At 34.8% G+C, this 399-nt stretch carries 1 protein-coding gene; it reads left to right on the top strand.

Annotation, left to right across the window (positions count from 1 at the left end; all coding sequences use genetic code 11):
• Window positions 1-46 precede the first annotated feature (46 nt).
• A partial coding sequence (locus E3E36_RS12495) for a hypothetical protein (protein WP_167895648.1) occupies window positions 47-399 on the top strand: 353 nt, incomplete at its 3' end.

Below are 399 nucleotides of genomic sequence, written 5' to 3'. Positions count from 1 at the left end.
TAATCGCAGGCAACGATAATTTATAAGAGCATATCTAAGTGATAGAATGAAAAAAGCAATTACTATATTAACTCTGATTATTGCAATTGCTTCCTGTAAAAAAGAAGTGAGTGATGAGTTTCATGCTTATACGGGTCAGCAATTAAATGATACAGTATGGGTAACAACCGGAGCTTATTCTGCAATATGTGATACAATTAGTAACACATTAAATACCATCCCTTTTTATGTTGATTCTTTTTCCTGTTCATCCGGTACTGTAATGAAGCTGAAAGGTAATGGTGATGTTGTTGTAAGTATTCCGCCAATATGCGGTGCAACAGGTTTAGGAAACCCAAGCTCAGTAAAAATTGCAGTTGGTGTGTTAAGTAAGAAAGGAGATTTTATAAGAGCGTTATC

The organism is Thermococcus sp. M36, from assembly GCF_012027355.1.
Taxonomy (GTDB): Archaea; Methanobacteriota_B; Thermococci; order Thermococcales; family Thermococcaceae; genus Thermococcus.
Note: the sequence above shows the minus strand (reverse complement) of the source record. Positions and strands in the feature narration are given on the sequence as shown.